Origin of the sequence: Streptomyces sp. ID05-39B (assembly GCF_033794725.1) — a bacterium.
Taxonomy (GTDB): domain Bacteria; phylum Actinomycetota; class Actinomycetes; order Streptomycetales; family Streptomycetaceae; genus Streptomyces; species Streptomyces bobili.
This window is the reverse complement of sequence record NZ_JARGEF010000098.1, coordinates 1-26,594: the sequence shown is the minus strand read 5'-3', so window position 1 is coordinate 26,594 and position 26,594 is coordinate 1. Positions and strand designations below refer to the sequence as shown.

Here is a 26,594-nt window from a genome sequence, read left to right as displayed (position 1 = left end):
CCAGGGCGCCGGCCCGCGCGGCTGAAGTCCCGCAATCAGGCACTGGTCGCAGCGCGAGCGCCCGTCGAACGCGGTGTCGCGAGGCTGAAGTCCTGGCGGATCTTCCGCAGGTCCCGATGCAGCCCCAACCGCATGACGTCAATCGCCAAGGCCATCCTCACACTGGAGCGGCAGCGCTGAAGAAGCTCAAACGATCACGAGTACCGAATGGCGCCGCAACATAGCAGCGAATCGCCGGTTAGCCAAACCGGCGATTCTCATGACCATGGAATAGCTCGTCCGGTGGCTCTTGGCGGTGGCACAGGTCGGGTGTAAGGACGTCCGATACGGCCAGAGCGGAGCGCGAGCCGATGCCGCGATCACGCTTAGGCCAGCTAGGGAGCCATCTTGCCCATGGAACCGCAGTCGCACCCCGACGAGCCGCGCAGCCATATCGACTCGTCGCGCCGGCGCCGTGACGTCGAACCGGTCCTCATGGACACGGCCGAGGTCGCTGCGATGCTCAACATGTCGACAAGCTGGGTCTATAGGGAGGCATCAAAATTGGGCTTGAAGGGCTACAAGCTCGGCCGAGGCAGGAATGCGAAGGTCCTCTACAAGAGGGCAGAGATCTCCAAGTGGCTGGAGCAGCAGAAGATCCATTAGACAATGCTTGCAAGGTCATCGACGTCTTGCCTCAGCGGTACCAGCGGTCGGCGAAGCGACGAAAGATCCGCGGGAGGAGCTGCCGTGGTCATCACCGCTGCCTCCGACCTGCTCGCCGCCCGCTGGGTCACGGAGCAGCGTCCTCGCTGCCTGGGTGACCCGCCGGAGCCACCGCTGGCACCGCTCCTACTGTCGCGACTCCTCCGCCTCTGCACTAGTTTCATCCTCGATCAGCCCGTAAGGCGGTTGATCCTCGTTGCGGCTGTATCGGGCTACCACGCTGCCCTCCGCCAGGAGGGGCGGACTGTTGTCCACGACGATGAGCTGTGCTTTGGCGCCTCGCTCCGAGAGCCAGGTGGAAAGGTGGTGGTAGAAGTCGTCAATGGTGACGGCGTCAGCGATCACCGCGTCGAGGGTGCCGCCGTGGCCCAGATTCTTCTGCGGGCTGTCGATCATGAGGAAACCTGGATGAGCGGCGCCGGTCTCGACGGCGATTTCGAAGACGGCCAGCTGCCAGGCCAAGGTAAGGAGCGTGCGAGCGCCCGAGGACGCCTCCTGGTAGGGCTCCCCCCGCACGAACGGCGTCAGGTCGGGCCTGATGAACGGGCGACTGACCTTGGGATAACGCCATTCTCGGAGTAGGTCCCCGTAGCGGCTGCTGACCTGAGCGATGACCCTGTCCCGGTCGTCAGTGACGTCCCCGAGCTGCGCGAGTTCTTCTTTCAGACGGGCAATCTGCGCTTCGTGGCGTTCCACCGTGGCAGCTCGCTTCGCGAGTCCCTCCTGGAGCTTCACGGTGGCTTCCGCCTGGTCCAGGAGCCGGAGCACCTGCTCCCGTCTGCGTTGCAGGTCATCGCGAGCTGCAAGGAATGGAGACACCGCTGGCGAGGTCGCCGCGTCCAGCGCGGCTGCAGCCTGCTCCTCCCGAATCGCCGCCTCTTCAGCCTGAACCTTGAGCACGGCCAGTGAAGCGTCCAAGTCCTCGATATAGGTCGTGATTTCCTTGAGGCGGGCCTTGGTGGACCGGATCTCGGCCGCCACGTCCACGCGGTGGCCCTCAGCTTGGCCGCTGGCGTCGGCGGCCCCCAAGGTCAGCGCCCCATCCAGTCCGGTCAGATCGTGCCTGCACAAACTGCAGCGATCGCCGATTGCCGTCGGGGTGGCCGACAGACGGTTCAGGCAAGCCGGGCAGACGGTTACGCTCAATGGGTCGAAGAGCTGCTGGGCCTCGCCCAGCATGCCGAGTTTGAGTAGGTCATCCGCATACTGCGCACGCAACGGCATCAGCCGCGCAAGCTGTGTCTCGCAGTCCCGTAGTACGGCTGCTGCCTGTCGAGAGCTCTGTGCGGCCTCCTGGTGCTCGCGACGCAGCCCGGCCGCGAAGGCCGTTTCCGCTTGCGCCGCTCGGTCCAGGTCCTGGAGCTGCGCCGTAATGTCGGCCAGTTCCCGCTCATACCTGAGAGGGGACGAGATGGCCTCGCCGGTGACGACGGCGGCAGGGGTTTGTTCCTCGACGAAGGAACGGGCAGCCGTCAACTCGGCTTTGGCGTGGGCGAGCCGGACTCCTAGTTCCCGGATGCGTTGGCCGAGCTCAACGGCGCGGTCGTCGTGTACGCCGAAGACAACGTCGACTACCTGCCGCAGCTTGTGCTTGCGCATGTAGTCGTTCTCGAACAGGAAGTTCTTGTCCGCCACGCGTTCGTTTGGCAGAAACGCGAGCCACATCAGATCACGGAAGCTCAGCGGGTCAGTGCGAGACTCACGGCTGGTGGGGGCCTCCCGCAGCTGAACCCCTTCGAGTTTGCAGTGACTCAGCAAGAGAGCCGACAGGCTTTCGGGAGCCCCTGGCGGATCGATCGGCCTTGCCTCCCCCCTGGGCCCTGGCTTCCCATCTAGTGTTCCGCGGCGTACGAAGGCGACCTTCGAAGGTTCACCGACCGACCGCTCGATCACATGTGGTTCCCCTGAAAGCTCCACCTCCAGGAGGCAGGAACGGACCTTTCGCAGCACCTCCTGATGGCGGGGATGCCGCTTGGCGCCAAGCCCATACGCGATGAACTCGAGCACGGCGGTCTTCCCTGAGCTGAACGCACCCGCGATCACCGACAGGTTCCGTACACGCTGCTCGACCGTGAAGTCGACGCCATATGACCGGTCGATACCGGACAGTCGAAGGCGTCGAATCCGTATACCGGGAAGCGGTTCCATGCGGCTTACCCCTCTCCAGACATGGTCGCCGCGCGAGGCGCCGGTCCCAGAACCCTCATGAGCGCAGCAGCAGGACCGCCACGCCCGTCTGGCCGAAGCCACTGCGCGGTCTGTTCTCGCAGTCCCTTGTCACTCAGCTTGCGAAGCCGCCGTACGACGAGGCCGGCCGCGGTGCGAAAGGAGGTGGCATACGTGGCTGTGAACTCTCTGCCGAGTTCCTGCCCGGCCGGGGTGATCGAGTAGGCGAGGGCACCATCGCGGTTGTGTACCTGGCAGCACCCATAGGCGACGAGAAGCGCGAGGTCATGCTGGATGCGTTCTCGACGACTGGTGAACCGCTGCGAGGAAGAGGCGTACGCCAACACCTGCGGGTCGAAGCCGGCCAACCGAAGGATGCTGGCCTCGCGGCCCTCGGCAGGGATCACGAGGAAGGGGTTCGCGGACAGAAAGTCGTAGTACCCGATTCGTTCCAAGCTGGCGCCGCCTGCGTTGGTATCACCAACAGCATCAAGGAGCAGCAAAAGCTGAGCGAGCCGGAATGGCACTTCATCTTCCGGCATGACCACCGGCCGACGTGCTTCCAAAGCGTGCTCCTTTTAGCTATCGGCAGAACATGTAGTGGGAAACCTCAGGCGTCGGGATGACTGCTCGCGATTTGTCGCCAATGTTTGACCCAGCCGGCCTGACGGTTGTCGACCAGCCGGTGGACCAACCCCCAGCTGTGGACGAGCTCTAGACGCAGTACCTTCGGCAGCTTGTCGTGCTCGCTGCGCACCTCGCGCCAAACACGCCCGTGGAGAGCCCCAATGGAGCCCTCGGCACAGCACTCGTTGAAGTGCATCTCCCACACGCCGTGCAGGGTGGCATCAGCGGAGCTGAGCGCAGCCATCTCTGCCGGTACGGCTTTGTGCGCGATCTCCCGTGCAACGAGGTCGGCGTTGAAGAACTGCCGCTTGGCGGAGTCCAGCTCAACGTGGCCAGCCTCCCTCATCTGCCGGACGAAGAGAGCAGAGTCGAGCGCGACAGCCTTATCCTCCTCCACGTCCAGAACCAGTCGAAGTTCCTCCTGCATGGGTTTGGCCGGCGGTGACGAAAACGGTTCGTAGTAGGCGCGGCGCACATGGTCGCCCTCAGGGCTATGGAGCTTCTTCACGAGCGCGGTCTCGTCCCACAGCTCAATGACGATGTTGTGCTCCTTTTCTTTCCTCTTCTTCCAACCGTCCCACCACTTCGCTGTAGGCCCGTCCATGCTGGAGGGGATGCACAGGATCCAGATCGCGATGGTGTGATCGTTTGCTGCTGCTGCCTTCAACCCGTTGGCGAGGGACTCCCGGATCTGCTGCTGATGACCCGACGTGGTGGTAGGCATGAAGTACTTGGACTGCCAGACGGTGATGGTGCCCCCAAGGTCGCCGGCGAAGGCATCGATTCCCCAGTCACCCGGATTGGCCGCAATCATGCGAACGTTCGGAGTCGTGGCACCAGCGAGCTGTGCGAGCATCTTCTCGAAGTCCGCTCGTGCTCCGTCCGCGCTTCCGGTGCGGACCTCATGCACCCCAAAGTGGATGGGCGGAACACCAGCTGCTACGGCTATGGAGCCATCCAAACCGGTCCCCCACTTCTACCAGGCAGCCCGGCCACCGGCGTTCAGCCAACTGTTGCTGCTGCACCACAGACAGTGACGGTCGCTAGCGTACTTGTCGTGGAATCATCCGATCAAGGTTTGGGACGCGACCAGCCATCTGGCCCGCACAGAGAGGGACCCATGCATCGTGCCGTCAGAGAAGCAGACGCGACTCGCGGGCCGCTCTGCTGACCTGGGCGGAGAAGCGGTACTGAGCAGCGACGGCTCGCAATGCCTTGGCCACGGCCCGGATACCGTGCGTCATGAGAGGGTCTACGGCACTGACGTCGCGCCCGCCCTCCCATATCCCCTTCGTCGGCGCATGGAAGGGAATCACGGCTACCCCGCGGGCCTTGAACGGATCCACGTCGAGATAGCGCATGCCGCCAGCGCCGCAGAGGTAGCCGCGCGCTCGGGTGTCCGCAGCGAGGTCGGCGAGTCGCTGTGACCGCTCTGAGCGGGCTGGCAGCAAACTGCTGTAAAGGATCCGGCCCCTCCACCCCATTAGGTTGAGGAGCATCAGTGTGGACGCCTCGGCCACATCAGCGATCTTGTCCGTTCGCCGGAACTCGACGAGCACGGAGTCCAGATGGTGACGGAGGGTCTGCCAATCAGAGCACCTACCGTACTGCTGAGCGAGCATCTGCACGACTCGTCGGCGTGATCGTTCCGGGTTGACCAGCACGGCGTCCCGGATGACGGTCGACCGACCATGAGGGAGGTGGGTGGGGATCGACAGCCATTGGTGTCGGCCCGGGTGGGACACGCTAGGCAACCGGGCACGGTGCTGGTAGTCGCGGCGGGCGAACTGGACGTCGTCGAGCACGATCCAGTAGTCCGCCGCGAACAGCTTGGCCAGGGTGTTCAGCCGCGGCAGGAAGTTCGGCTGGTGGATCGCGCACAGCCCGCCGGGCGCGGGGAGGTCATGAGGCGATGAGTCTGCTGGTGAATCCGGCGCGGATGAGGGACTCGTACGCGGCATGTACGTCCTCCGGGACATGCTGCTCGATGGCGAACCCGAGCTTTGGGTACTCGATGACGCGCTGGAGGTCGCCGACGAGCATGTCGATGACGAGCTTCTCGTCGCCGATGCTCTTGAGGTAGTCATCGAACTCCATGGGCTCCGAGGCGCAGATCACCTCGACCTCTGGCCAGAGCTTGCGGGCGGTGGCAAAGGAGCGGCGCTCCATGTAGGGCTTGGAGACGAGCAGCACGGACTTCGGCGTGATGCCGGCAGACGCGAGGACCTCGCGGGACAGGGTGATGTTCTGGCCGGTGTTGCCGGCGTTCGGCTCCACGAGGATCGCGCTGTCCGGCACGCCGAGACCGAGGGCGTGCTCGCGGAAGTGCACGGCTTCCCCACGGGGGAACACCTTGGCTGTGGTCGGGCTGTTGCCGCCGGTGAACACGAGAGTGGGGAACAGGCCGGCGCGGTACAGCTCGGCGCTGTAGGCGGCCACGCCAAGGTCGTGACTGCCGAGCCCGATCGCGACGTCGACGGGGCCCACGTCGTGATGCATCTGGTGGAAATCCCAGACCAGCTTGGCCTTGCTGATCTGCTCCTCGGTGATGGCCGGCTGGTTGTCGGTCACTCGCTTATCTCCCTGGTCACCGTCGTGTGGGGCGGAGTGCCCCCTCGGCCGTCCTCCGGATGTCGGTGATGCTGCGGAGCTGGTGGCTCAGCCCGTACTGGGCCGCTTCCCTGGCAGCGTCGTCGAGGACGTGTAGCCCATCATCCAGGGTGGCGGCATCGGAGAGCAGGATGTGGCCATATGCAGTGTCCAGGCGTACCCGCTGCATGGGCGATTCCGTGACGCCTGTACTGCGTGCAAGGTCGATGAGGCGCAGCGCGACATCGAGGTTTCCGGAACCGCGGTGAGCGAGGGCCAGCTTCTGTTGCGCGACCGACCAGTCCTCCTGTTCGGCGAGGTCCTCGAAGACGTGGACCGCTGTTTCCAACACGCTGACCGCATAGTCGTGGTTGCCGTCCTTGCTCAGAGCCGTGCCCACCCACAGACGAGCGCGGGCACGGTCACGAGGGGACAGTCGATCGTCGGCTGCCAGGTCCTCGTACTGGCGCGCCGCTGTCTCAAGTTCGCCGACCATCTCCGTGACCACGGCTAGGGAGAGATCGAGCTGAGCTACGCGGCGCGGGATCTCCAACTGCGAATAGAGGGAACGAGCGTTGGCGTATGAGCGTTGGGCCGAGAGAGGGCCTACGACGGCCCCTTGGTCTCGCATCAGGTCTCCCTGCAGCGCGGTGGAACGTGCCAGCAAGGACAAGCCCCGTTCATCCAGTTCCGAGGCTTTGTAGCGAGAGGTCCAACGGTGCAGAAGTGATTCTGCGAAGGGAAAGTTCTGGCGGGCAAGGGCCACCACTGCGCGCTCCAAGTCGTCGGCCCACGTCTCGTAGTCCCAGGCTCGTGGGCGGGGAATGGTGACGCGCCCGGTCGTTTCCGGAGGGGTGTCCCCCTCGGCGAGTTTGGCGAGTTCTGTTTCGAAACGCACGTGGGTCTGCGCGTTCGCCTGGGCCAGCGCTGTATCCAAGATGGCCTGGCTCTCCGTATTGGGACGCCGCTTGGCCAGAAACTTTTCCCAGTTACTGACGGTATTGACCGAGACGCCCAGTCTTTCGGCGAAGGCGCGCACGCTCAAGCGGAGAGCCTTCCGGAGCGCAAGCGCCTCCAGGCCGGTCCATTCATGAACGGTCGCCACGTGCAACTCCTTTCCGTCGCCATCGAAGCACGCTGTGTCGCGCGGGGTGGACGGAAGTGGGACAGAAGTGGGACGGCCGTGGATTCCCCGACCGCCCGGCCGCCATCAGGCTCGAAGTGCCCCTCCGACGACGACCTGATGGACGGTCATCCTCATGGAACCCCTCACGGAACAGCGGCACGTCATCGGTCCGCGCGTGTTCGGCTTCCTTCGCCTGGTCCATGTGTCGCGTGCCCGTCAGCTGGCCCTGACGGCAGCGATCACCGATTACTGCCTTCGTCACGAGCTGACGCTGGCCGGCGTCTACGTGGAGCGTTGCTCTTCCACGCCGTCCGCCTTCGCGGGCATGCTCGATGCTCTCGCTGCCACTGGGTCCTATGGGGTCGTACTTCCCACTCCCTCGCACCTCGGACCCAAGGCCATAGCGGCTGAACGGCGCGGTCAGCTGACCGAAGCCGGCACCCATGTGCTGCTGATCCGCCGTGAGCAGACGGCTCCACCAGGCGGAAGCGCGCCGACCCTGGCCGCAGGAGGCACCGAGTAATGGATGCCGACCGGTACGGCCCGTTGGCGCCTGCTCGGGCCTTCACGTTCCGTCGGGCCGCCAGCCTCGGTTGCGGAGGATGCCGCGAGTCAGCGCTCGGCGGCGTCCCTCCAGTAGTCCTCCAGCATCTCGCCGGGCCACGCGGGCTGGGTGACGATGCCGCGCGGCAGGAACTCCTTGAAGACCGCCACCAGGTCCACCACCAGCGTGCCGTCGTCCGCATCGAGGTCGGCGACGTGCAGGTCCCGTCCGTCGACACGGAGCAACCGCGGGAACGAGGTCGCCAGGCGAGCCGGGCGCCGGTGGTTGTGGTGCACGAAGGTTCCCGTCGCCGGCCAGTCCGGATTGTCCCGCGGGCTGCGCGCGTGGAGGGCAACGTCTTCAGGAGAGCCGAAGTTGAAGAACCAGGTCACCTGGAGGTGAGAGAACTCCTCGATCCCCTGCAGGGTCTCCTCCGGGTACTCCGGGCGCAGCCGAATGATCGATTCCACACCGCCCTTGAAGTCGTCGAGGCGGCCCTTGTGGCCCCCGACCACTTCGGCGATCACCGGCACCTCGATGGACTTTGTGGACACGGGTTCCCCCTTCTCCGCTCGCGGCACGGCGAGGCGGTCAGTCACAGCATGCCCGCCTTCACCACCATGGCGCGGTCAGGCTACTCGTTCGAGTACGGCCTTGGCGCGCTCGTCGATCTCCGCCGCCACGCTGATTCCCCGATTGCGGAAGGGGGAGAGCACCCGGCGCATGTTCACGGCTGCCTCGCGTGCTCTGCCCGACTGGACGCCCTCCATGGCGTCCAGGGCCTGTGCCCACGTGTGGCATGCGGCCTCCACGTTCCCCTTGCGGGCCTGCACAGTGCCCATGTAGCCCAACGTCACCGCGTGGGTCCGGCTGAAGGTGTCGGCCTTCCTGGTCAGCACGCTGTTGTTGAATTCTCGGAGCGCACCGTCGAGATCGCCGAGCGTCCACAGGGTGCGGGCGGTCTCGTGGGCCAGGGAAGCCCGCTGGAAGAACCACACCCGACTCGGATCCTCATCGCCGACGTCCGCTGCAGCGAGGTCGTCCTCGGCGCGGAGAAGCGCTGCGATCGCTGCCCGCTTCTGGCCATCGGCGGCAAGGCTGCGTGCCTGCACCACGCCGAGCAGTGCCCGCTCGCGAGGGGTCGCGAGGGTGTACCGCTTGCGCTCCACGGAAGCCGTGGCCAGGTCGACGGCAGCCCGTGGGTGGCCGAGGTCCGTCGCCTGGTGAGCCATCGCCCGCAGGATGTGGCCGGCGAGGGGAGCGTCGTCGGCTTCCGCCGCGAGCTTGAGGGCCAGCGTGAAGTAGCGACGCGCGGCCTCATGGTGGGAGGCGTCGAAGCTCATCCAGCCAGCGACGTACACGGCCTCGGAGGCAGCGGCGAGGAGGGAGCGACGGGTGTCGTCGCTGGTGAACACCCCTCCGACGTACCTGGCAACGTCGTCGACAAGGTACTGGTAAAGGGCCGTGCGGCCGTCCATGCCACCGTGGCGCTGGTCTCTTCGAGAGAAGAACTCTGTCATCTCACGCACAGCGCTGACTTCGGCGGCCCCGACCCTGCGGCTCGTCGCAGCGGGGCGGGACTTCGCACGCTGAGGTGCCTCATCCCACCACTGCTGTCCAGGCAGAACCAGGCCACCGACCGAGTAGGCGGCGCCGGCCAGCAATCGGCGGCGTTCGAGGTCCACGTCGCTTCTCCCAAGGTCTACCAGCGCAGTCAGCGTATCGGCGTTCCACTCCGATGCCGCCACTGCACTCGCGCCCGGCACGGAGAACCCGATCTCAGCTGGCGTGATGGGGCGTTGCAGTCGCCGGGACAACGTCTCGCACAAGATAAGGGGCGCTCGGCCCGAGGGCTGTGTTCCCGCCACCCACATGGCGATGTGCGAGCGGCTGGTGCCCAGCAGTTCCTTCGCTCCCACCTCGGCCGCGACCCTCACGAAGGCAGCCGCCACTTTCTGCTGCGACCAGCCCGTTTCCGCGATCGCGTCGGCCAGCTTCACGTTCCGCTCGCGCGCCATCGTCTACCTCGGTTCACCAAAACGATCTTTGACGGGTTTGACGGCCCCGGCAGCCGCCGGGAGATACCGCCGCGATGTGATCCACGGTTCGCTCGAGGTCAACGAAACCACCAACTGCCTTGGTCCGGGAGGAAACCGGTGAAGACCAGCCACACGACTGGCACCGATACCCGGACTGTGCCGGGCGAGGGGCGCGCTCCCGCTCCGACGTCCGGCGTGCGGCACCTCGACCACCCCCCGCCGGTGGCCGTGCTCGTGCAGAACCTCCGCCGCTTCGACCAGTCCGACAAGACCGCCGATCGAGTCCTCCGTGGGCTCAAGCACCAGTTGTGAGAAGGCGAGCATGGACCGAATCGAAAGTCTGGGCAGTGTGATCAGCGCTCCCGAACAGCAGAAGAGCCTGACGCTCGCCGCCAACGACAGGGCTCCAGGCAGGGCACGGTCCTTCACCCGGGAAGCACTGACGGCGTGGGGGATGGAAGACCTTCTGGACCAGGCTGTACTGATCGTCAGTGAGCTCACCACTAACGCCGAGCGGCACGGCCGAACTCCGGGCGCCAGCCTGAGCCTTCCGTCCAGAGTGGAAGACAAGCCCGTCGAAGAGATCACGCTGACGTTAGCCCTGCAGGCCGGTGTTGTGGGGATCGAGGTCGAAGACAACTCCCCTGAGCCCCCCGTGCCTCAGATCGCCTCGCTCTACGCCACCAACGGACGTGGCCTATACCTCGTGTCGGCAGCGGCCGACGCCTGGGCTGCCTGCCCCAAGGAAGACGGACGCGGCAAGAGAGTGATCGCTCTCGTGAGGCGCACCGAGTCGCCCTTCACCTCCTGACCCCTTCCCTCGGAGATCCCTGATGTCATCCCGGCTTATGTCCTCACCCGCGTCGGCCTCCGGCGGAACGAGGCTGGCCCTCGACACCGAAGTCGTACGTGTGCTGCTGCTGGACCTGGACGGCGTGCTCGTCGACACCCGCCCCGTCATGGAGCGCGCGTGGCTCCAGGTCCGTGAGGACCACGGCCTCGACGTGCCGTTCGGGGAATACGAACGCCACCTGGGCCGCCCCTTCGCCGACATCATGCAGCAGCTCGGGCTCGCTGACGCCGAGCCGATCCACCAGACCTACTCCAAGGCGTCAACGGCCGCTTCTCACCTCGCCCGACAGTTCGACGGCGTCGCGGAGGTCCTGCATGCCTTCGCCGCTGCCGACTGGCGGCTGGGGATTGTCACGTCCAAGCCGTTGGCGCGAGCCACCCCTCTCCTGGCCCAGCTCGGCGTCCCGTTCGCCACGGTGCGCACGCCGAACGGGGTGGGGCGGGGGAAACCCGCGCCAGACCCGATCCTGCTCGCCTTGATCGACCTGGGCGCCGACCCGGCCGATGCCCTGTACGTCGGAGACATGGCGGTCGACCAGGAGGCAGCCCGTCGCGCCGGCGTCTCGTACGTGCATGCGGGCTGGGGCTACGGCACACCGAGCCCGCCGGCCCCCGCCGTCGCCGAATCGCCGAAGGACCTGCTGCGGCTCATGGACACCGGGCCGATCCTCGAAGGGAGCCCGGTATGAGGCCAACCAAGCGCAGCGCCTTGGGCATCGCCCACGCCGACTCCGATGGCAAGCCCCTGTCTGCGCTGGTCGACGAGGGCGCGCTCGCGACCATGAAGTCCGACCGGATCACCACGTCCGAACTGGAGGCCCTGCCCTTCGACCAGCGCGATGCTGAAGCACGGGTCGACCATGTGATGGAGGCCCTCGAAGCGTACGGCGCCGACCTCGCGAGGACTCCGGGTGGCGCGGGGTGGCTGTACGTCCAGCACGTGCCGGCGCGGCGCCTGGTGGCACAGGTCGTACGTAAGCTGGCGGTGCTCAGCGCGTGGGAGCCGTTCGCCAAGGCCCCAGGTCCGCTGAGACTCGCGCCCTACGAAGGACTCGTCGGGCTCCGGTCGAGCAGCTCCCGCGAGTACCGCGCGTACACGGTCACCTGGTCGGGCATCGCCTACCTGCTCGGAGCCGCAGCCCCTCACAACCCCCTCCGCTCCGCGCAGTTACGCAACCTCCCTCCTGCCCCGGCGGCCGCATCGGTGCCGAGCCCGGCTCCCTCGAAGCTTCCAGTGAGCGAGGTGGTGGCTTTGTCGTGGTCGTCCCGTCACGCGGCCACTTTGCTACCAGTGTTGGAGCAGCTAGCCCGGAACGGGCACCCCAGTCTCCTGGTGGACTTGGCGACCGACCCGGCGGAGCGGTGCCCGGCTTCGGGCGTCGCGGGCGTGAACCAGTGCTCGCCGCCGACCGGTCTCTTCGACCTTTCCGACGCCGTGGACGGGCTGAGGCCGCGGGACGATGACCGCGTCGTTCGAGTCGGCGAGCATGAGGTTCAACTGGCCCGACTGGTCCGCCTCGTGTCCGTTCTGCTGGAGACAAGCGGCGGGTGCACCCAGCCGTCGTGGCGATCCGTCCTGCGGGCGGAGACATGGATGGACGGCGTCCTCACCGCCCTCCGGCCGCATACCGTCCTGGTCAGCAACGACACGAGCCCACTGGGTGCGCTGGCCGTACATGTGGCAGAGCGCCATGGGGTGAACACGGTGCACGTCCAGCACGGGGCCTGGACGGCCGAGTCGGTCGTATGGCCCGCGCTGCACAGCCGCCACATCGTGGTCATGGGCAAGCGGGATCTCCCCCTCGCAAAGGCGTGGGTGCGCCACCCTGACGCCGAAGTCCATGTCCTGGGCCAGCCCCGCTTCGATGCGCTCGCTGGCTCCGGCCGCGAGACTCAGCGGCGCTATCTGGAAAATCTGCTGGCCCCCGGCCCAGGGCGCAGTCCTGCCCGCATCGCGGTGTGGGCCTGCCAGCCCTTCGGTCCTGACCGGCTCAAGGCCCAGGCCGACCTGCTGCTGGACGGTCTGTGGCAGGCCGGCAGCGACTGGGGCCTCGTCATCGCGCCGCATCCGGCACAGAGCGTCGACGTCTTCGCCCCGCTGCTCGAACGGGACGGTCGGCCGCTCGTGGCCGTGGCCGATCCCCGGGTCGGCGCTCGTGGCTGCCTCGCCGGTGCCGACGCCCTGGCAAGCGCCTATTCGACTTGCGGCATCGAAGCCGCGCTGGTGGGCGTGCCGGTGCTCGAACTGGGTTCGCCCGGCGAGCGCACGCTCGGACTCTCCGACCACGGCCTTGCACTGCGGTGCAGCACCGCCGATGACATCGCCGACGCTCTCGTCGCACTGCGCGGTCCGCGCCCGCCTGCCGACCGGGCGGCGACGGACGCGGTGTGCCGGTGGCGCGGTGACAGCGCAGCCCAAGTCGCATGCCTCATCACCCGCCGCTCGGGCGGCCATGTCATGCACTCCCACCACATCAACCACGATGCCCGCGCCGCCGAGTCCGGACGGCCGCAGGGCAAAGGAGTACCTGTCCGATGACACACCTGACCGCCGACAGCGTCGCCGAACTCTTCGTCGGCGCTGTCACACTGGCCAAGAGCGGCGAGAGGGTCAGCCCTCGCGGCATGGCGACCCGTGAGGTGCTCGACGTCCACATGCGGCTGACCCAGCCCCGGGCCCGCCTGCTGTACGCGCCGCCGCGGCGCGTCATCAACCCCGCGTTCGCCGTGGCGGAGACCGTGTGGCACCTCTCCGGCTCGGACGCCCCGTGGATCTTCGATTACAACGCGCGCCTGCGGAAGTACGCCGACGACGGTGTCCTGCGGGGCGCGTACGGGCCGCGGATGCGGAAGTGGGCCGGGAACGTGGATCAGCTGAGCCGCGTCGTCGAGATCCTCAAGGAGGACCCCGACTCCCGCCGGGCCCTGATCCAGCTCTACGACCCGGCCCAGGACGCTGCAGGGCACAAGGACGTGCCCTGCACGCTGGGCTTCGGCTTCCATCTGCGCGCCGGCCGCCTGCACATGTCGACGACGATGCGTGGTCAGGACGTGTGGATCGGCATGCCGTACGACCTGTTCTTCTACACCGTGCTGCACGAGCTGGTCGCGGGCTGGCTCGGCGCCGAGCTGGGCGAGTTCCACCACCACGTGGGATCGCTGCACATCTACGAAAACCATCTCGACCAGGCGGAAGAGCTGACCGCAGTGACCGCGAGCACGGTCATGGCGGACCTCACCACACCGTGGCGGGGCTTCGACGATCTGCTCGACCAGGTCGAGGCCCGGGACGTGACCGGCCACCCGGGCTGGGACACGATGGCCGAGACACTGCGCAGCTACCGCCTGTGGAAGGACGGCGCGCGTGAGCAGGCGTGGCGGGTCGCCGACAAGATCGAGGGGCCGCTGGGCGAGGCGCTCATCGCCTGGTACGGCGAGCTGAACCGCCGTGCTGGCGCCTCCGCGCGTGAGACGGCGGGGACGCGGTGATGGCCACCATGGACCGCGCGCCCTCGGTCATCCTCGGGCTGTGCTCCTTCACGCACGACTCCTCCGCTGCCCTGCTGGTAGACGGGGAGCTGATCGGCTTCGTGGAGGAGGAGCGCCTCTCTCAGCACAAGCACACCAAGGACTACCCCCGCCACGCCGTCGAGTGGCTGCTGAGGGAGGCCGGGCTCACCGCGGCCGACGTCGACGCCGTCGCCTACAACTTCCAGCCCGCCCACTACCTCGCCGAGTCCCCGACAGCCCTGCGCATGGCTCTGTCGCCGACGACGCGCGACCGGGCGCTGCCGAGGGCGCGCGGCTTCGCCAAGGTGGCGCTGCGGACCCAGTTGCGCACCCGCGCCCTCGGCCGGCGGTTCCCCTCCTCCCGTGTCTCCCCCGTCCTGCACCACCGGGCCCACCAGCTGACGGCCTTCGCCGCCTCAGGATGGAACGAGTCCGCCGTGCTCATCGTGGACAGCCTCGGCGAGCGGCAGACCACCACCATGGCCCGTGGACACAACGCGCTCCACCCCTCCACCCGCACCCTGGAGGCGATCAACGACCCTGCCTCCCTGGGCTACGTGTACGGCGCGGTCACCGAGCACCTCGGGTGGCGCCGTGGTGACGAGGAGGGCACCGTGATGGCGCTCGCCGCCCTCGGCGATCCGGAGCGGTTCCGCCACCTTTTTGCCCGGGCCGTGCGCACCACACCCACGGGCTTCTCGGTCGACTCCGCCTACTTCCCGCCGCGCGTGCTGACCTCGGGCTACCCGAGGACCTCTCGCCGCTTCATCGCCGAGACGTGCCCCGAGCACCACCCGAGCGAGCCGATCCAAGACGTCCACCGGGATCTGGCCGCCGCACTCCAGGAGCGCACCGAGCAGGTGATGCTGCATCTGGCCCGCCGGGCGCGGACGATCACCGGATCGCGCCGCCTGTGTGTCGGCGGTGGAGTCGCCACGAACTGCGTGAGCATCGGGCGGATCATCGAGGCCGGAATTTTCGACGAGGTCTTCGTCCCGCCCGCCCCGGGCGACGCCGGCACCGCGATCGGGGCCGCCATCGCCGTGCACACCGGCAGCCGCAGCCGGCGGCCTGTGTCCGGCGTCGCCCGGGCCTGCTATCTCGGCCCGTCGTACCAACACCAGGCCCTTGACCTCACGCCGTGGCCCGGGCTCCAGCAGAAGACGCTGGGCGTGGAGTCCGCCGAGTTCCTCGCCGACCAGCTTGCCCACGGGATGATCGTCGGGCTGTTCCAGGGACGAGTCGAGGCCGGCCCCCGCGCCCTTGGGAATCGCTCCATCCTCGCCTCTCCATTGGAGCCCGGGGTCGTCGAGCGTCTGAACGCCACCGTGAAGTTCCGGGAGCCGTTCCGCCCATTCGCCCCCATGGTCCTGGCCGAACGCGCCGCGGAGTTCTTCACCCTCGGCCAACAGGCGCCGTACATGTCGATGGCGTCCGGCGTAACCGACGAGGCGCGCGAGCGCGTGCCGGCCATCGTGCACGCCAACGGCACCTCCCGCCTCCAGACCGTCACCCGGTCGCAGAACGCGTTCATGCACGACGTGCTGAGCGCCTTCGCCCGCCGCACCAGGGTGCCGGTACTGATCAACACCTCCCTCAACGTCAAGGGCAAGCCGATCTGCGGGACACCGGAGATGGCCCTGGACTGCCTGGCCAACTCCGGACTGGACGCCCTGCTGCTGGAAGGCCGGTGGATCACAAAGTGAAGATCGGATACAGCTTCTGGGGATTCCTCGGCAACGGGATCACCGACACCCCGGACGGGGGCCGCAGCCACCGCCGCCCCCTGATCGACGCCCTCCTCGGTCGCGGCCACGAGATCGTGTTCCTGCAGGCCAACCGCGACCTGATCGAGGCCGGCGACGACCTCGGCAACGCCTACGCCTTCCACAGCGGCACCCCGGACATCGACGTCCTGTTCCTGGAGTGGCGCTGGGCGATCGACGGGCGCAACACCACGCCGTGCGGCACCGAGGGGCACACCTGCGACCTACACCGCCAGACAGAGCTGGTCACCTGGTACACGGTTCGGCTTGGAACCCCGACCGTGATCTGGGACAAGGACCGCCAGCTCCGGCCGGACAGCGTGTGGCGGCGCATCCGCCAGACGACTGTGTGCGAGGCCGCTCTCGAGCCGACGCCGGGCGCACACCGCCTGCTCTTCCCGGTCGACGACCGTCTCCTCGACGAGGCGGATCCGATCGTGCTCGCCAAGAAGCCCAGGGATCTCCTCCTCGGGTACGTCGGCAACCAGTACGACCGTGACCAGCATTTTGACCGCTTCTTCGCGCCGGCCGCCACCCGCTTCGATCACCTGGTCGGGGGCAAGTGGACCAGGACCGATCGCTGGCCGCACGTCCGGTTCCTCGGCAGGCTTCCCTTCGAGGCGGTCCACGCCGTATACGGCAGGTCTCTGGCAACCGTGCTGATGCTGCCGGAGCGGTACGCTGTCGTCGGGCAGATGACGCAGCGGATCTTCGAGGCCGTCCTCGCCGGCTGCCTGCCGCTCGCCCCTGCCGACATCCTGCACGCGGACCGCTTCGTGCCCAAGGATCTGATCGTCAGCTCCGGCAGCGAGGTGATCGAGCGGCTCGCCCACTTCCAGCGGATCACCGGGACCCAGCAGCACGCGGACCTGATCGCGGCCTGCCTGGACCGCCTGGAGCTGTTCCGCCTGAGTCGGCAGGTAGACGCGTTGGAAGCCGTACTGGACACGGCCGGCGGTCCCGTAAATGTGGAACGGGGAGCGGCGTGATGCAGCTGGCTTCCCAGGCCATGGCACCTGGATCATCCGAACGTGTCCGACCGGCCGGTCCGACCGGGCACCCGAGCGCCTCTACGCTGGAGCACCATGAAGAAGGTCGCCATCGTCGGCTGCGGAGGCAGCGGCAAGTCCTACCTGGCACGCGAGCTGGGCAGGATCCTCGACGCCCCGGTCACGCACCTGGACGCCGCGTTCTACGACGACGCGTGGAACGCGCTGCCCATGGAGAAGTTCGCCGCCCTGCAGCGGGACCTGGTCGCGCAGCCGAAGTGGGTGATCGACGGCAACTACAACTCCACCTTGCAGATCCGGCTCGAAGCCTGCGACACGGTGGTCCTCATGGACGTCTCGACCGTGGCCGCGCTGTACGGGATCTTCTCCCGCCAGATCCGGCACGGGGCAGGGCACAAGGGCAACGGGGTCCACAACCGCATCCACTGGGGCGTGATCAAGTACGTGGCCACGTACCGCCGCAAGATGCGCCCGCGCGTCATGGCCAAGATCGAGGGATTCGCCTCGGGCCGTGCCGACGTGGTGCTGCTGCGCAACCGGCGACAGACGCGCCGCTGGCTGCGCAAGGTCGCCGCCGAGCACCGCTGAGCGCTCCGCGCTCCCGAGGGGAGGGCGCGGTATGAGCGACGCCAACCCCTTCCTGGACCCCGCGCGGCGAGCGGAGCTGTACGGGCACGCCTCTCGGCTGGCCGGCCGGTCCAATGCCCTGATGCGGGCGAAAACCTCCGGACGCCCGGTACCAGACACGATCGTGCGCCAGGTGCGCGCCCACCACCAGCAGGCAGACAAGCTCGGCTTGGTCTTGGACGTCGGCTGCGGTCGCGGTACGAGCAGTCTGGCCCTGGCCCAGCAACTCGGGCCGCAGCGGGTACTCGGTCTCGACGCCGCTCCGGCCTTGATCGAACAGGCCCTACACCGCGCTCAACGGCTCCCCGACGTCCCAGTGAGCTTCCTCCTGGGCAACTTTCACCAACTGCCGCTGCCTGACCAGTCATTCGACGTTGCCGTCGCAGCCTTCTGCCTTTACCACTCGCCGCGGCCGCAGACGGTGGTCGCGGAGATGAAGCGGGTGCTGGCCCCGGGAGGGCTGGCCGTGCTCGTCACCAAGGGGCTCGACAGCTACCGGGAGATGGACCAGCTGGTCGCTGCCGCTGGCCTCGACCCGCGGGCCGAGCAACACGAGAGCCTGTACATCTCGGCGCACAGCGGCAACCTCGCCCACCTGGCCGCCACGTCGCTCGACGTACTCGCTGTGGAGCACGAGGAACACAGGTTCACCTTCGACGGCCACGACCACGTGGCGGAGTACCTGGCCACCAACCCGAAGTACAACCTCGCCCCGGGCCTTTACGGCAATGCGGGCGCGCTCGCGGCAACATTGCATGAGTTCCTGCCGGACCGGCCCCTCACCACCAAGTCCCTCGTCACCTTCGTGGTGGCCAAGTCAGGGGGAGGACGGTCGTGAGCGTACGCCAGTTCACCAAGCACTACGAGACCCCCGGCCGGGTGGCCTCGGCAGCCCGCCATCACGCCTGGCTCGCCGAGCACGCACCGCAGCTGCGGCTGCCGGCGCTGACGGTGGTGGGGCCGACGAGCCTGACGTACGAGTGGATCGACGGCCGTCCTGCCCGGACCGAGGACCTGCGGGCCCTGGCTGGGTTACTGGGCGACGCCCACGGGGCCGCCTGGACCACTGACCTCCGGCCGGCCGCGCTCAACAGGCCCCACCGTTTCCGTGACGGCATCGCGTTCGGCGACTACATCGGTCCCCGGCAGGTCGCCCTGCGAAGAAGGCTGGAACACGGATACCTGCCAGACCGCGCGGCCTTGCACGCATTGCTGACGCTGCTGGAGAAGACCGCCGAGGGGCCGACCGCCTTCTACAAGGACAGCAACCCGCGAAATTTCATCATCACCGAGGCCGGCGAGATCTACACGGTCGACACCGACGATCTGACGCTGGCGCCGATGGGTTACGACCTGGCGAAGCTGATCGCGACGCTGGTCCTGACGTACGGGCCTTTGCCGACTCCAGCCATTGACTCGGCCCTGCGCGCCTACAACGAGGCCGCCGTAGGCCACGACCCCCGGCTTGGCATCACGGATCGCGAGCGGCTCGACGACTTCCTCGCGCTGCACGCCGTGCTGACCGCTCCGTACGCCGGACGCAACGGCTACCGCTACAGCTGGTCGTCCCGACCCTGCCCCCAAGGATCCGCATGATCATCACTGAACTCGTCTTCGTCCGCCATGGCGAAGCCCAGTGCAACGTCGACGGCCTGGTCGGCGGCCCACGCACCTGCACCGGGCTGACCAACCGCGGCTACGCCCAGACCGAACGGGTCGCGCTCCGCCTCGCCGCCGAGCACCGCGACAAGCCGTTCGGAGCGCTGTACGCCGGCCCGCGCCTCCGCCTGCGCCAGACCGGCGAAATCATCAGCCAGGCCCTCAACCTCCCCATGTCCACCGACGACCGCCTCGACGGTCCGGTACACGGTGCCGCCGACGGCAGACCCTGGGCCGAGGTGAAAACCGCCGCCGATGGTGGGCCGCATGCCCACCCGGACAGGCCCTGGGCTGCTGGATCCGACACGTGGAACGGCTACCTGGAGCGGGCCGGCCGCCTTCTGCGGGAGCTCATCGACCATCACGAGGGTGAGCGCATCCTGTTCGCCGCGCACGGCGAGACCGTGATCGTCGCCCACACCCTGCTCCTGGGTCTCCCTCTCGGATCTCCGGCCGGATTCACGGTCTCTCACGGGTCCATCACCCGGTGGCAACACCACCTCAACCGGCTCGGACAGAGACGGTGGATGCTCGACCGCCACAACGACACCGAGCACCTGGCCGCGTTAGCGCAGGAGGCTGCCGCTTGATCACGCTGTCCGATGATCCGCGCCTGAGCTTGGCGCGCGGCGCACTCGGAGCGGTCCGGATCGTGCACGATCCAACTCTCCCGCCCCGAGTCCTGCGTCTGGTCGACGCCGACGGCAATGAGTTCTTCGCCAAGCAACACAGCGAACGCGACCGATACATCAGAGAACTCCACGCCTATCTCGCCTGGGGAGCTCACCTGATCGGGCACGTCCCCCGAGTGGTGGGCCGACAGGACAGAACATGCACCCTGCTGCTCACCGCGGTGCGCGGCGTACGGGCGGATGCGGTCGCACCCGGGTCGCCGGAGGAGGAACAGGCTCACTACGAGGCCGGGCGCGTCCTGGGCAAGCTGCACCACGCCACCTCGGTACCGCGTACCGGCGCCGTCGGCACGGAACTCGCCCAGCGGCTACGCGACTGGATCGCCCGTGCAGACCGGGCCGGCCTCATCTCCACGGCCGAACGCGACCGCATGAGCCACAGCGCGGACGTCCTGGCGAACACGCTCATGGACAGCGCGGTGTGCCACCTCGACTACCAGCCGCGGAACTGGCTCCTTGGGGACGCCTTCGGAATGTGCGACTTCGAGCACATGCGCCGGGACGCCCGCATCCGCGACTTCGCCCGGCTCGAATTCCGCCGCTGGCAGGCCGCTCCCCACCTCCGCACGGCTTTCTTCGCCGGATACGGAACGCCGCTGAACGACACCGAACAGCGACTGCTGGAGTCCTTCGGTGCGATCGAGGCCGTCACCGCCCTGGTCCGCGGACACGAGCAGGACGATCTCGCCCTCAGCAGCCACGGCCGCACCGTTCTCGCCCGGCTCGCCTGAACCACAACCCTCCTTGGATTCCTGGAGAACTCCGTGTCACAGCACGCATCCCACATGACCACCACCGTGCCCCGCCGAGCTGTGGTGACCGGCGCCGCCGGTTTCATCGGCTCCCACCTCGCGCATGCCCTCGTCCAGGCCGGCGCCGGCGTCGTCGGCGTCGACCGCCGCGACCCGGCCATCGACCCCACGGCCGCAGCCAACCTTGCCGCCCTGCAGAGGCTCCCGGGGTACATGCACGTCACCGCTGACCTCCTCGACTGCGCGATCGAGCCGCTTCTCGTCGACGCGAACGCCGTCTTTCACCTGGCCGGCATCCCCGGGGTACGCCCCTCCTGGGGACAAAAGTTCAGCGAGTACGTCGCCTCCAACGTTCTCGCCACCCACCGCGTCATGGACGCCGTCACCCGTATGGGCATTCCCCGGCTGGTGGTGGCCTCGTCCTCCAGCGTCTACGGCCCCACCGAGGGCGGTCCGAGCGTCGAAACCGACCGGCCACAGCCGGCATCCCCGTACGCGGTCACGAAACTCGCCGAGGAGCAGCTCTGCCTCGCGCATTCCGTCCAGGCCCATTGCCCCACCAGCGTCGTCGCTCTGCGGTACTTCACCGTTTACGGCCCCCGGCAGCGCCCCGACATGTTCACGCACCGCGCCCTCACGGCCGCGCTGACCGGCCAGTCACTACGTCTGTACGGAGACGGTCACCAGCGCAGGGACTTCACGTACATCGATGACGCGGTCGCCGCCACCATCGCCGCGGCCACGATCCCGACCGCCAGCGGAGTGATCAACGTGGGGGGTGGTTCCAGCGCCTCCCTGCTGGAAGTGATCAACATCGCGAACAGCCTCTCCGGCCGCGAGATCCAGGTTCACCAGGAAAACCCCCGCAGCGGCGACGTCCTCACCACCCGCGCCGACCCCGGCCGCGCCCATGAGGTCTTGGGCTGGCAGCCCCAGGTCGACCTTCACAACGGCATGCGAGCCCACATGCAGGCGCTGGCCGCCGAGACCGCCGCGTACGGTCGCGCGGCATAACCAGCGGGACACCAGGAGGAGTTGCAGTGGAGAGTCCTGAAAGGGCGCGACTGGAAGCCTTCTTCCGGCAGATCACAACACGGTTCCCCGCTGGCGAGCACGTCACCACGCTGATCATCACGCACCTGCTCTCCGAGCGGCCGGCGTTCCTCCGCGCGATGGCCGCGACGTCCACGGTCGGTGCTGTACTACCCAAGCCAAGGTCCGTCGACCAGCCGACGCTGGAGAAGGTCCGACGTGCCTTCACCATCCATGACCTGAACCGAGAACTGTTTGCCGACTCGACCTGGGCGTTGGAGTACCTGGAGGACACAGCAGGCGGCCGGAACGTCATCCTGATAGACATCGGCGGCTACTTCGCGCCGTGCCTCGACACCCTGGTAGAGAAGTTCTCCGGCCGCGTCCTCGGCGTCGTCGAGGACACCGAGAACGGACACCAGCGGTACGCGGCACTGGACCGCCTGCCCTGTCCCGTCGTCTCGGTGGCCCGCTCCCCGCTGAAGGACTGCGAGGACCACCTGGTGGGCCGGTCCATCGTCTTCTCGACCGACGCCCTCGTACGCGCCCGCGGCGACATTCTGACCAGCCGAAACGCCTGCGTCATCGGGTTCGGCAAGGTCGGCCGGGCCATCGCTCAGACGCTGCGCGCCCAAGACGTGCGCGTCACCGTCCACGACATCGATCCGGTCAAGAGAGTGCAGGCGCATTCCCATGGCTTCCGTACGAGCGCATCGACGGCCGAGGCGCTCCGGGAGGCGGAACTCGTCCTGTGTGCCACCGGCAACCTCGCGCTCCGCCAGGGCGATTTCTCCGCCCTGCGCAACGGGGCGTACCTCGCCTCGGTGACGTCCTCAGAGGACGAACTCGAACTCGGCAGCCTGCATGGCCTCTACAAGCGCACCCCGGTCAGCGAGCATCTGACGCGTTACGAGATCACGGGCCACTACTTCTACGTCCTCGCTGACGGCGGCGCCGTCAACTTCGTGCACGGCGCCGCCGTCGGCTCATACATCCATCTCGTTCAGGCCGAGATACTCGCCGCCACCGCGGCCCTCAGCCACGGCCGCTTCCCGTCCGGTCTCCACGAAATGCCCGCAGCCGACCGCCAGGCCATCGCCAGGATCTGGTTCGACTACTTCGACAGGTGATCCCATGCCGCCTTCCCCCGACCACATCCGCGCCACCGTTGAGGCATACCTCACCCGCCACCCGTCCGAGCGGGACGCCCTGGCTGCGCTCTTCGTCCTCCTTGCCGGCGAGGACGATCCGACCAGCCGCAAGACCTTTCCCACGCACGTCACCTGCAGCGCCATCGTCATCGACAGCAACGACCAGGTGCTCCACGTTCAGCACAACGCCACGGGCAAGGCCCTCGCGCCCGGCGGCCACACCGAGCCAGGCGACGAGGACCTTCCCGGTGCCGCCCTCCGTGAACTGGGCGAGGAGGCCGGCATTCCTCGCGATGCCGTCGTCCCCCTCCCCGGCTTCGAGACCGTGCCGCTGGACATCGACGTACACGACATCGCCGCCAACCCCGCGAAGGGCGAGCCGGCGCACCAGCACGTGGACTGCCGCTGGGCCTTCCTCCTTCGGACCGAACACACCGTGAAGCTTCAAACCGAGGAGGTCAGCGGCTATGAGTGGCGGTCCTTCGAGGACTCCGCCTCGCCGACCGTCCGCGCCAAGCTGGCCCTCCTCCCCCGCCCCACTCATTCCTGACACTTACCGACGGGAGTACGCCGTGGCAGCCACCACCGCCGCACCGCCGAGCACCGCGCGCCGCCACCACATAGCGGTCATCCCTTGCCGCTGGGGAGCCTCCCGATTTCCGGGAAAGCCCCTTGCGCAGCTCGGGGACAAGCCACTGCTGTGGCATGTCCACCAGCGCTGCCTTGAGGCAAGGTGCCTCGACGGGGTGGTGGTCGCCACCGATGACGAGCGCATCGAGGAGGTGTGTCACCGCCTGGGCATCGAGTGCATGCGGACCGGAGAACACCTCACCGGCACGGACCGCGTCGCGGAGTGCGCCGAACGCCTGCCCGCAGACGCGTACATCAACGTCCAGGGCGACGAGCCGTTCATCTCCCCCACCGCGATCGACGGCGTCTCCCAAGCCATGGAGCACCTGGCACCCGGAACCCTGGCAGTGAACGCGTACACGGAGCTGGAGGACGCCGGTGCCGTCCTGGACCACAACGTCGTCAAGGTCGTCGTCGACGCCGAGCACAACGCCCTCATGTTCTCCCGGCAGCCGATCCCCTACCCGCGCGGTGAGCGACCGAGGTACTTGCGTCAGCTCGGTCTCTACGGCTTCACCCGAACGGCCCTCGACACGTTCCGGCATCTCCCTCAGGGGCCGCTGGAACGTACCGAAAGCGTGGAGATGCTGCGCTTCATCGAACATGGTCACGGTGTACGGATGCTCGGCGTCGCAGACGACGGATTGGCGATCGACACGCCCGAGGACCTCGCGAGGGCCAGCACCTTGTTGCTGACTCAGGCCAAGCGTGCGATCCCCAGAACCTCCTGATGGCTGCGGTCGACGACCACTCTCTGGATTCGGCACACCACTCGCACGCTTGCGCCAGACCGCGCTCCCGCCCTCGGCGACGAGACAGCGGCACGCTCGGCGTTTCGGCCACCGCTGCTCCAGTCCCTGACCCAGGGGCCGCAAAGGTCGATGCAACCCACAAGCTCCGGCATCCGCTAAATCCCAGGGCTACCAGCGCGACCGAAACACGTGTGTTCGAAATTCTGGGTCAGCTCGTTGAGCCGCAGGAGCAGCCACACAACCGTCAAGGGGGGACCACGTTGACTTCGGTCAGGACACCAGCACATGCGGCTGCCAAGAAGGTGGCGCGGTGGCAGCCCACGTCGGCCCTCCGGGCGTTGAGCCGGCCCCGGGGAGGCGGCGCGCTGTGAAGAGGTTCTTCGGACGGGTGCGGATGGCGGAGCCGGAGGTCTCCGACGCCGAGGAGGAGCTCTTCGGTGGTCCCCTGCGTTACGACCTGGGCTGGTCGGAACACGAGCGCGCTCGGCTGGACTTGACGATGCTGTCGGCTCTGCGCTCCATGCCCAAGCTCGTCGGGGCGACCTTGCGGCTGGCGTGGCAGGCAGACCGCCGCGCACTGCTCACGGTCGCGATCAGCGAGATCGGGCAGGGCCTCGCCGCGGCGGTCGGGTTGCTCGCGGTCAACGCCGTCATGCACGCGCTGCTCGGCTCCGGCACCCCCGAGCAGCGGCTGCACGCAGTTCTGCCCGGACTGCTCGCCGCCGCCGGAGCAGCCGTGGTCAACTCGGGCCTGGCCGGATGGTCCACCTCGCGGGCGGGCCGGCTGGAGCCGCTGGTCGAGCGGATCGCTACGACCCAGTACCTGGCCGCCGCCGCGTCGGTCGAGCTGGAGGCCATCGAGGATCCGGAGTTCCGGCGGTTGATCGATGTCGCCCAGTACGGCGCCGGATCCGCCCGCCGCATGATCAGTGCCTGCGTCGCCGCGCTGAACGGGACCATCTCCCTGATCTCCACGGCGGGCGTGCTCACCATCCTCCACCCGGTCCTCCTGCCGATGCTGATCCTTATCGCGGCGCCGCGCGGCTGGGGCGCGATGCGGGTGGCGCAGGAACGGTACGTGTCGGTCATGACCTGGGTCGAGCACGTGCGGGCCAGCCGTCTCATCGGCAACCTGCTCACCGAGCGCACCGCCGCTCAGGAGGTGCGCATCCACGCCGTTGGGCCGTTCCTGCTCAGCCGCTACGAGCGGATGGCCGAGAGCGCCGAGGCCGAGCAGGAGCGGCTGGCCGCCGGCAAAGCCGTCACCGAGTGGGTGGCCGCCGCGCTGTCCGGACTCGCCATGGCAGCGACGTACGCGGCCATGTTCTGGCTGATCATGAGCGGGCACATGAGTCTGGCCGTGGCCGGGACCGCCGTCATCGCCGTCCGATCCGGCTCGGCGAGCCTGGGCGCGCTGGTCATGAACGTCAACCAGCTGCACGAGGAGTCCCTCTACGTCCGTGACCACGCCCGGTTCCTGGACGAGGCGGCACGGCGCACCATCCCGAGCGGGGGCGACCCCGTCCCGGCACGGGTGAGGCAGGTCGCCTTGGAGAAAGTGAGCTACCGCTACCCGGACCGGGAAGCCCCCGCCCTGGACGAGGTCTCCCTCACGCTGCCCATGGGCTCGGTCACCGCCGTAGTCGGCGAGAACGGCTCAGGCAAGAGCACTCTGATGAAGGTGTTGTCGGGCCTGTTGCTGCCGCAGAGCGGGACGGTGTTGTGGGGTGACGCCGACATCGCCTCCCTGGACCGCTCCGAGGTATTCGACCGCGTCTCACTGCTCACCCAGGACTTCCAACGCTGGCCCGTGACAGCGGCGTTGAACATCCGGATCGGCCGGCCAGCCCGGGCAGCCGACTCCGAGCACCTGCAGCCTTCCGTGGACTACGCGGGTGCCGGACCGGTCATCGCAAGGCTTCCCGACGGCCTGCGCACCCTGCTGGCCCGGATGTTCCGCGGCGCGAGCGAACTGTCCGGCGGCGAGTGGCAGAAGATCGGCCTCGCCCGGACCCACTGGCGCAGCGCCACCTCGGATACCGACGGCGTGCTCATCGTGGACGAGCCCACCTCCGCCCTCGACCCGGAAGCGGAGATCGCCGCCTTCGACCGCATCCGCCGGCTCGCCGCCCCGAACCGGGCTGTCGTCCTGGTCACCCACCGCATGTCCGGCGTCCGCCACGCCGACCGCATCTACGTCCTGCACCACGGACGGCTCGTCGAGCACGGCAGCCACGACGAACTCATGGCCGCCCAAGGCCGCTACGCCTCGATGTTCGACGCGCAAGCCGCCCAGTACGCCCCCGCCGGCCTGTCCCTTATACAAATCTCCAAGCCCACGAAAAAAGCAAAAAAACCAAAATCC

General features: G+C 67.8%; 27 protein-coding genes and 1 pseudogene. 20 read left to right on the top strand and 8 right to left on the bottom strand.

The window, feature by feature from the left end; genetic code table 11:
* Both P1P75_RS21515 and P1P75_RS21510 read left to right on the top strand, forming a co-directional pair.
* Positions 1 to 180: pseudogene (locus P1P75_RS21515) on the top strand (IS5/IS1182 family transposase); the annotation flags it as partial.
* 213 nt (positions 181 to 393) lie between these two features.
* Complete coding sequence (locus P1P75_RS21510) at positions 394 to 645, top strand: helix-turn-helix domain-containing protein (RefSeq protein ID WP_319257754.1); 252 nt, start codon at positions 394 to 396, stop codon at positions 643 to 645.
* 186 nt (positions 646 to 831) lie between these two features.
* On the opposite strand, the gene P1P75_RS21505 is transcribed toward P1P75_RS21510, so the two are convergent.
* The 6 genes from P1P75_RS21505 to P1P75_RS21480 all read right to left on the bottom strand — a co-directional run bounded on the left by P1P75_RS21505 (position 832) and on the right by P1P75_RS21480 (position 7,192).
* Positions 832 to 2,853: a DNA recombination protein RecN gene (locus tag P1P75_RS21505; protein WP_319257753.1), complete on the bottom strand. Its 2,022-nt coding sequence runs from the start codon at positions 2,851 to 2,853 to the stop codon at positions 832 to 834.
* A gap of 5 nt (positions 2,854 to 2,858) precedes the next feature.
* Positions 2,859 to 3,437, bottom strand: coding sequence for an ABC-three component system middle component 2 (locus tag P1P75_RS21500; RefSeq protein WP_319257751.1), 579 nt, complete (start codon positions 3,435 to 3,437; stop codon positions 2,859 to 2,861).
* Between the two features lie 44 nt (positions 3,438 to 3,481).
* The gene (locus P1P75_RS21495) at positions 3,482 to 4,354 is read right to left on the bottom strand and encodes a serine/threonine protein kinase (protein WP_319257749.1); all 873 of its coding nucleotides are present in this window, start codon (positions 4,352 to 4,354) and stop codon (positions 3,482 to 3,484) included.
* A gap of 277 nt (positions 4,355 to 4,631) precedes the next feature.
* Positions 4,632 to 5,459, bottom strand: a complete 828-nt coding sequence (locus P1P75_RS21490; protein WP_319257747.1) for a WbqC family protein — start codon at positions 5,457 to 5,459, stop codon at positions 4,632 to 4,634.
* Complete coding sequence (locus tag P1P75_RS21485; RefSeq protein ID WP_319257745.1) at positions 5,401 to 6,069, bottom strand: YdcF family protein; 669 nt, start codon at positions 6,067 to 6,069, stop codon at positions 5,401 to 5,403. The genes P1P75_RS21490 and P1P75_RS21485 overlap by 59 nt, the downstream gene beginning before the upstream one ends.
* A 16-nt stretch (positions 6,070 to 6,085) precedes the next feature.
* Positions 6,086 to 7,192 carry a helix-turn-helix domain-containing protein gene (locus P1P75_RS21480; protein WP_319257743.1) on the bottom strand — a complete coding sequence of 369 codons (1,107 nt, stop codon included), beginning with the start codon at positions 7,190 to 7,192 and terminating at the stop codon, positions 6,086 to 6,088.
* 154 nt (positions 7,193 to 7,346) lie between these two features.
* Between P1P75_RS21480 and P1P75_RS21475 the strand changes: the two genes are divergently transcribed.
* Entirely contained in the window at positions 7,347 to 7,736 is a 390-nt protein-coding gene (locus P1P75_RS21475) for a hypothetical protein (protein ID WP_319257741.1), read from the top strand.
* A gap of 89 nt (positions 7,737 to 7,825) precedes the next feature.
* Here P1P75_RS21475 and P1P75_RS21470 read toward each other — a convergent pair whose 3' ends face one another.
* Both P1P75_RS21470 and P1P75_RS21465 read right to left on the bottom strand, forming a co-directional pair.
* Positions 7,826 to 8,311, bottom strand: a complete 486-nt coding sequence (locus tag P1P75_RS21470; RefSeq protein WP_319257740.1) for a TrmO family methyltransferase — start codon at positions 8,309 to 8,311, stop codon at positions 7,826 to 7,828.
* 75 nt (positions 8,312 to 8,386) lie between these two features.
* Positions 8,387 to 9,775: a Tat pathway signal protein gene (locus P1P75_RS21465; RefSeq protein ID WP_319257738.1), complete on the bottom strand. Its 1,389-nt coding sequence runs from the start codon at positions 9,773 to 9,775 to the stop codon at positions 8,387 to 8,389.
* 138 nt (positions 9,776 to 9,913) lie between these two features.
* Here P1P75_RS21465 and P1P75_RS21460 point away from each other — a divergent pair, with 138 nt between their 5' ends.
* The 17 genes from P1P75_RS21460 to P1P75_RS21380 all read left to right on the top strand — a co-directional run.
* The gene (locus P1P75_RS21460) at positions 9,914 to 10,108 is read left to right on the top strand and encodes a hypothetical protein (protein ID WP_319257736.1); all 195 of its coding nucleotides are present in this window, start codon (positions 9,914 to 9,916) and stop codon (positions 10,106 to 10,108) included.
* Positions 10,109 to 10,118: 10 nt separating this feature from the next.
* Positions 10,119 to 10,607, top strand: a complete 489-nt coding sequence (locus P1P75_RS21455) for an ATP-binding protein (protein ID WP_319257734.1) — start codon at positions 10,119 to 10,121, stop codon at positions 10,605 to 10,607.
* 37 nt (positions 10,608 to 10,644) lie between these two features.
* Positions 10,645 to 11,337, top strand: coding sequence for an HAD family hydrolase (locus P1P75_RS21450; protein ID WP_319257733.1), 693 nt, complete (start codon positions 10,645 to 10,647; stop codon positions 11,335 to 11,337).
* Entirely contained in the window at positions 11,334 to 13,187 is a 1,854-nt protein-coding gene (locus P1P75_RS21445) for a hypothetical protein (RefSeq protein WP_319257731.1), read from the top strand. Before P1P75_RS21450 ends, P1P75_RS21445 begins: the two co-directional genes overlap by 4 nt.
* Positions 13,184 to 14,137 carry a thymidylate synthase gene (locus tag P1P75_RS21440; protein ID WP_319257729.1) on the top strand — a complete coding sequence of 318 codons (954 nt, stop codon included), beginning with the start codon at positions 13,184 to 13,186 and terminating at the stop codon, positions 14,135 to 14,137. The genes P1P75_RS21445 and P1P75_RS21440 overlap by 4 nt, the downstream gene beginning before the upstream one ends.
* 8 nt (positions 14,138 to 14,145) lie before the next feature.
* Entirely contained in the window at positions 14,146 to 15,864 is a 1,719-nt protein-coding gene (locus P1P75_RS21435; RefSeq protein ID WP_319257758.1) for a carbamoyltransferase C-terminal domain-containing protein, read from the top strand.
* Entirely contained in the window at positions 15,849 to 16,913 is a 1,065-nt protein-coding gene (locus P1P75_RS21430; protein WP_319257727.1) for a hypothetical protein, read from the top strand. The genes P1P75_RS21435 and P1P75_RS21430 overlap by 16 nt, the downstream gene beginning before the upstream one ends.
* 96 nt (positions 16,914 to 17,009) lie before the next feature.
* Positions 17,010 to 17,522, top strand: coding sequence for a topology modulation protein (locus P1P75_RS21425; protein ID WP_319257725.1), 513 nt, complete (start codon positions 17,010 to 17,012; stop codon positions 17,520 to 17,522).
* A 31-nt stretch (positions 17,523 to 17,553) separates the two neighbouring features.
* Positions 17,554 to 18,399 (top strand): class I SAM-dependent methyltransferase, encoded by an 846-nt coding sequence (locus P1P75_RS21420; protein WP_319257723.1) that lies wholly within the window; start codon positions 17,554 to 17,556, stop codon positions 18,397 to 18,399.
* On the top strand, positions 18,396 to 19,157 hold the full coding sequence (locus P1P75_RS21415) for a phosphotransferase (RefSeq protein ID WP_319257721.1): 762 nt from the start codon (positions 18,396 to 18,398) through the stop codon (positions 19,155 to 19,157). Before P1P75_RS21420 ends, P1P75_RS21415 begins: the two co-directional genes overlap by 4 nt.
* The gene (locus P1P75_RS21410; RefSeq protein ID WP_319257720.1) at positions 19,154 to 19,810 is read left to right on the top strand and encodes a histidine phosphatase family protein; all 657 of its coding nucleotides are present in this window, start codon (positions 19,154 to 19,156) and stop codon (positions 19,808 to 19,810) included. The genes P1P75_RS21415 and P1P75_RS21410 overlap by 4 nt, the downstream gene beginning before the upstream one ends.
* Entirely contained in the window at positions 19,807 to 20,643 is an 837-nt protein-coding gene (locus tag P1P75_RS21405; RefSeq protein WP_319257718.1) for an aminoglycoside phosphotransferase, read from the top strand. Before P1P75_RS21410 ends, P1P75_RS21405 begins: the two co-directional genes overlap by 4 nt.
* A gap of 54 nt (positions 20,644 to 20,697) precedes the next feature.
* A complete protein-coding gene (locus tag P1P75_RS21400) occupies positions 20,698 to 21,678 on the top strand; it encodes an NAD-dependent epimerase/dehydratase family protein (protein WP_319257716.1) in 981 nt (326 codons plus the stop codon).
* A 26-nt stretch (positions 21,679 to 21,704) separates the two neighbouring features.
* Positions 21,705 to 22,826, top strand: a complete 1,122-nt coding sequence (locus P1P75_RS21395) for an adenosylhomocysteinase (protein WP_319257714.1) — start codon at positions 21,705 to 21,707, stop codon at positions 22,824 to 22,826.
* Between the two features lie 4 nt (positions 22,827 to 22,830).
* Positions 22,831 to 23,397: an NUDIX domain-containing protein gene (locus tag P1P75_RS21390; RefSeq protein WP_319257712.1), complete on the top strand. Its 567-nt coding sequence runs from the start codon at positions 22,831 to 22,833 to the stop codon at positions 23,395 to 23,397.
* Positions 23,398 to 23,419: 22 nt separating this feature from the next.
* On the top strand, positions 23,420 to 24,208 hold the full coding sequence (locus tag P1P75_RS21385) for a 3-deoxy-manno-octulosonate cytidylyltransferase (RefSeq protein WP_319257710.1): 789 nt from the start codon (positions 23,420 to 23,422) through the stop codon (positions 24,206 to 24,208).
* Between the two features lie 415 nt (positions 24,209 to 24,623).
* On the top strand, positions 24,624 to 26,594 hold a 1,971-nt coding region (locus P1P75_RS21380), incomplete at its 3' end, for an ABC transporter ATP-binding protein (RefSeq protein ID WP_319257756.1).

What these genes read in the sequence shown, in the direction of transcription:
- P1P75_RS21410 (WP_319257720.1), top strand. Translation starts at nt 19,154, where the DNA reads ATGATCATCACTGAACTCGTCTTCGTCCGCCATGGCGAAGCCCAGTGC.
- P1P75_RS21435 (WP_319257758.1), top strand. Translation starts at nt 14,146, where the DNA reads ATGGACCGCGCGCCCTCGGTCATCCTCGGGCTGTGCTCCTTCACGCAC.
- P1P75_RS21390 (WP_319257712.1), top strand. Translation starts at nt 22,831, where the DNA reads ATGCCGCCTTCCCCCGACCACATCCGCGCCACCGTTGAGGCATACCTC.
- P1P75_RS21420 (WP_319257723.1), top strand. Translation starts at nt 17,554, where the DNA reads ATGAGCGACGCCAACCCCTTCCTGGACCCCGCGCGGCGAGCGGAGCTG.
- P1P75_RS21505 (WP_319257753.1), bottom strand. Translation starts at nt 2,853, where the DNA reads ATGGAACCGCTTCCCGGTATACGGATTCGACGCCTTCGACTGTCCGGT.
- P1P75_RS21490 (WP_319257747.1), bottom strand. Translation starts at nt 5,459, where the DNA reads ATGCCGCGTACGAGTCCCTCATCCGCGCCGGATTCACCAGCAGACTCA.
- P1P75_RS21475 (WP_319257741.1), top strand. Translation starts at nt 7,347, where the DNA reads ATGGAACCCCTCACGGAACAGCGGCACGTCATCGGTCCGCGCGTGTTC.
- P1P75_RS21465 (WP_319257738.1), bottom strand. Translation starts at nt 9,775, where the DNA reads ATGGCGCGCGAGCGGAACGTGAAGCTGGCCGACGCGATCGCGGAAACG.
- P1P75_RS21495 (WP_319257749.1), bottom strand. Translation starts at nt 4,354, where the DNA reads ATGCTCGCACAGCTCGCTGGTGCCACGACTCCGAACGTTCGCATGATT.
- P1P75_RS21440 (WP_319257729.1), top strand. Translation starts at nt 13,184, where the DNA reads ATGACACACCTGACCGCCGACAGCGTCGCCGAACTCTTCGTCGGCGCT.
- P1P75_RS21445 (WP_319257731.1), top strand. Translation starts at nt 11,334, where the DNA reads ATGAGGCCAACCAAGCGCAGCGCCTTGGGCATCGCCCACGCCGACTCC.
- P1P75_RS21425 (WP_319257725.1), top strand. Translation starts at nt 17,010, where the DNA reads ATGAAGAAGGTCGCCATCGTCGGCTGCGGAGGCAGCGGCAAGTCCTAC.
- P1P75_RS21400 (WP_319257716.1), top strand. Translation starts at nt 20,698, where the DNA reads ATGACCACCACCGTGCCCCGCCGAGCTGTGGTGACCGGCGCCGCCGGT.
- P1P75_RS21510 (WP_319257754.1), top strand. Translation starts at nt 394, where the DNA reads ATGGAACCGCAGTCGCACCCCGACGAGCCGCGCAGCCATATCGACTCG.
- P1P75_RS21450 (WP_319257733.1), top strand. Translation starts at nt 10,645, where the DNA reads ATGTCCTCACCCGCGTCGGCCTCCGGCGGAACGAGGCTGGCCCTCGAC.
- P1P75_RS21455 (WP_319257734.1), top strand. Translation starts at nt 10,119, where the DNA reads ATGGACCGAATCGAAAGTCTGGGCAGTGTGATCAGCGCTCCCGAACAG.